The following is a 2338-nucleotide window of genomic DNA, read 5'->3' as shown; positions in this document are numbered from 1 at the left end:
ACCAGCTATATCCATCCCGCCCGGACGACGCACGTCTTCTCTTCCCGCGTCCTGCTCCTCGCTCCCGTCCGCAACATGAAGACCCCGCCATGGCCGATCCCTACACCCGCATCGCCTTCACCGACGGCGTGCGCCGCCTGCAGGAGCACTACGGCACGCGCATCGAACACCACGACCGCGAACGCGGCGACGAACAGCCGGCGCGGCTCGGGGCGCGTGAGGCGCGCTTCATTGCGGCGCGCGATACCTTCTTCATGGCCACGGTCAGCGAGACCGGCTGGCCGTACGTGCAGCACCGCGGCGGGCCGCCCGGATTCCTGAAGGTGCTCGGTGCCACGACGCTCGGTTACGCCGATTTCCGCGGCAACCTGCAGTACGTGAGCATGGGCAACCTCGGCCATGACGGGCGCGTCGCGCTGTTCCTGATCGATTTCCGGCAGAAGCTGCGGCTGAAGGTGCTCGGACATGCGCGCTTCGTCGATCTCGGGCAGGCATCGACCGAGCTCGTGCAGCAGATCGACCTCGGCAACTATTTCGCCGAGGTCGAGCGCGCCGTGCTGATCGAGGTCGCGGCCTTCGAGTGGAACTGCCCGCGGCACATCACGCCGCGCTATACGGGCGACGAGGTGCGGGCGCTGGTCGAACCGCTGCAGGCGCGCATCGCCGAGCTGGAGCGCCAGCTCGCGGCGCGCGATCGCGACGGCGAGGTGCCGGGCGACTGAAACCGGAGCGGGCCGGCAAGGGGCGCGGCCCTCATTCCAGGCGCAGTTCCATGTACATCACGCCCGGCAGCGGGTTGTGGCAGTAGGCGGCGATCGGCACGAAGCCGAGGCTCGCGTACAGCGCGCGGGCCTCGGTCATCGTCGCCAGCGTGTCGAGACGCACGGCGCGGTGGCCGGCGGCGCGGGCGTGTGCGAGCGCCGCTTCGCTGAGGCGCCGGCCGAGTCCGAGGCCACGCCCGGCCGGGCGCACGTACAGGCGCTTCAGTTCGGCGATGCCGTCGCCGAGCGGGCGCAGCGCCACGCAGCCGAGCAGCGCATCCCCTTCACTGCCGGTGCGCGCGAGCAGCAGCGTGCCGGCCGGGGCGGCGTAGCGGCCGGGCAGCGTCGCCAGTTCGTCGGCGAAGTTCTGGAAGCAGAGATCAATCCCGAGCGCCTGTTCGTATTCACGGAACAGCGCCTCGACGGCGGCGCGATCGGCCGGAAACCCGGCGGGCTGCAGATCGACGGCGGTATTCATCACGCAGACTCGGGCAGGACGGGAGCCGCAGTCTGCAGGCGCGCCAGCCCGCGACGGAAGCGCAGGTTCAGCAGCAGCGCCGCGCAGCTCAGGCCCGCGACCAGCCCGAACCACAGACCGGGCGCGCCCTGCCCGTGCCCGAAGGCCAGCCACCAGCCGAACGGGAAACCGATCAGCCAGTACGCGAACAGCGTGATCAGCATCGGCCCGCGCGTGTCGTGCAGGCCGCGCAGCGCGCCGCCGGCCGACACCTGCAGGCCGTCGGAGATCTGGAAGGCCGCAGCGACGTGCAGCAGCTGCACGGCCAGCGCCGCGACCGCGGCATCGCCGGTGTAGAGCGCCGCGATCCACGGCGCGCCGAAGCCGATGCCGGTCGCCGACAGCGCCATGAACGCCGCGGCGAGCGCGATGCCGGTCCAGCCGGCCCGGCGCGCTGCCGGCACATCACCGGCCCCGAGCGCGCCGCCGATGCGGATCGTGATCGCCGCGGCCAGCGCCAGCGGAATCATGAAGGTCAGGCTCGCGGTGGTCAGCGCGATCTGGTGGGCGGCGACTGCGTCCGCGCCGAGCCGGCCGAGTGCGAGCGCGACGGCGCAGAAGATGCCGACCTCGAACAGCACCGCCGCCGCGATCGGCAGGCCGAGCCCGAGCAGCGCGCGCAGGCCGGGGGCATCCGGCGAAGGACTGTGGCTGCGCAGCGCCGGCAGCCGGCGGTTCAGCCACGCGAGCCCGCAGGCTTCCAGCCAGAAGCAGGCGGCGGTCGCATAGCCGCAGCCGCGCGCCCCGAGCGCCGGCAGGCCGAGATGGCCGTAGATCAGCAGCCAGTTGAGGCCGATGTTCAGCACGAACGCCGCGAGGCCCGCGACCAGCACCGGCCGTGTGCGGCCGAGGCCTTCGATCGCGTAACGCTCGGCCAGATACCAGAACGCCCCCGGCACGCCGAAGGACAGGGCGCCGAGATAGTCCTGCGCGACCGGCACGATCGCGGCATCGACGCCGAGCGCGCCCAGCAGCGGCCCGGCGTGATTCATCAGGACGACGGCCGGCAGCGCGCAGGCAAGCGCCAGCGCGCGCGCATGCCGGCGCAGCCCGCCGGCTG

Annotated in this window: 3 protein-coding genes; 1 reads left to right on the top strand and 2 read right to left on the bottom strand. The window is 72.5% G+C overall.

Annotated elements, in window-relative coordinates; all coding sequences use genetic code 11:
- The first annotated feature begins 89 nt into the window (after nt 1–89).
- Nucleotides 90–722, top strand: a complete 633-nt coding sequence (locus tag PKE44_RS18430) for a pyridoxamine 5'-phosphate oxidase family protein (protein ID WP_324554156.1) — start codon at nt 90–92, stop codon at nt 720–722.
- 31 nt (nt 723–753) lie between these two features.
- Here the strand turns inward: PKE44_RS18430 and PKE44_RS18425 are convergent, their stop codons facing one another.
- Entirely contained in the window at nt 754–1239 is a 486-nt protein-coding gene (locus tag PKE44_RS18425) for a GNAT family N-acetyltransferase (protein WP_324554154.1), read from the bottom strand.
- Nucleotides 1239–2338 (bottom strand): MATE family efflux transporter (locus tag PKE44_RS18420; RefSeq protein ID WP_324554152.1); only part of this gene is annotated, 1100 nt, incomplete at its 5' end. The genes PKE44_RS18425 and PKE44_RS18420, both read right to left, overlap by 1 nt.

The sequence above is a fragment of the Plasticicumulans sp. genome, assembly GCF_035331805.1.
Classification (GTDB): domain Bacteria; phylum Pseudomonadota; class Gammaproteobacteria; order Competibacterales; family Competibacteraceae; genus Plasticicumulans.
The sequence above is the reverse complement of the archived record's forward strand: the minus strand, read 5'-3'. Positions and strand labels throughout refer to the sequence as shown.